Origin of the sequence: Clostridium puniceum, from assembly GCF_002006345.1 — a bacterium.
Lineage (GTDB): Bacteria > Bacillota > Clostridia > Clostridiales > Clostridiaceae > Clostridium > Clostridium puniceum.
Genome location: NZ_LZZM01000142.1, coordinates 1 through 734, shown reverse-complemented (window position 1 = coordinate 734; position 734 = coordinate 1). Strand labels below are relative to the sequence as shown.

Below are 734 nucleotides of genomic sequence, written 5' to 3'. Positions count from 1 at the left end.
ACGTCAAGCGAAGCAGAGATAGAAAAATAATCATAATATTTGACCATACAACTCTTGATGATAGATTTCTTATATTACAATTTTCGTTAAAGGTTGGAAAAAGAGCAATCCCTTTATGGTATAAAATATTTCAATATAATGAGGAAAATAACAAGAACTTTAAACATATAAAAGAAGGAATATCAGAATTAAATGAGTTTTTTACAGCTTTTAATTATGAAGTCATACTGCTTGGAGATAGAGGTTTTAAAAGCATAGATCTATTTAAATTTATAAATGAACTTGGCTGGAAATACTGCATAAGATGCACTAATGATATACTTGTGAAAATTGAAGGAAAAAAGAAAATTAAATATCTAAGGGATATAACCCCTATAAAAAGTCATATAAAGAAGTTTAATGGAGTTTTGCTAACTGCTGAAAAATATAAATGTAATCTTGCTGTATGTAAAGCTGAAGGTTCAGATGATACATGGTATTTAGCAACTAATATGCATAGTAAATATGCAGTAATGGAGTATAAAAAAAGATTTATTATAGAAGAAATGTTTAAAGATTTAAAGTCCAATGGATTTAACATAGAAGATACATGGACTGAAAACATAGTATACTTTAAAAACCTATATTTATGTGTAAGCATGGCATATACTTGGATAATAATCTTAGGAGCAGACTGTTCTAAGAATAAAAAAAGTAAAATTATAGGTGCTACAAAAAAGATACATAATAAAGTT

The 734-nt window shown here is 26.6% G+C and carries 1 protein-coding gene; it reads left to right on the top strand.

Annotated elements, in window-relative coordinates; genetic code table 11:
• Positions 1-734: transposase (locus CLPUN_RS10770; RefSeq protein ID WP_077847284.1), on the top strand; the 734-nt coding region annotated here is incomplete at both ends.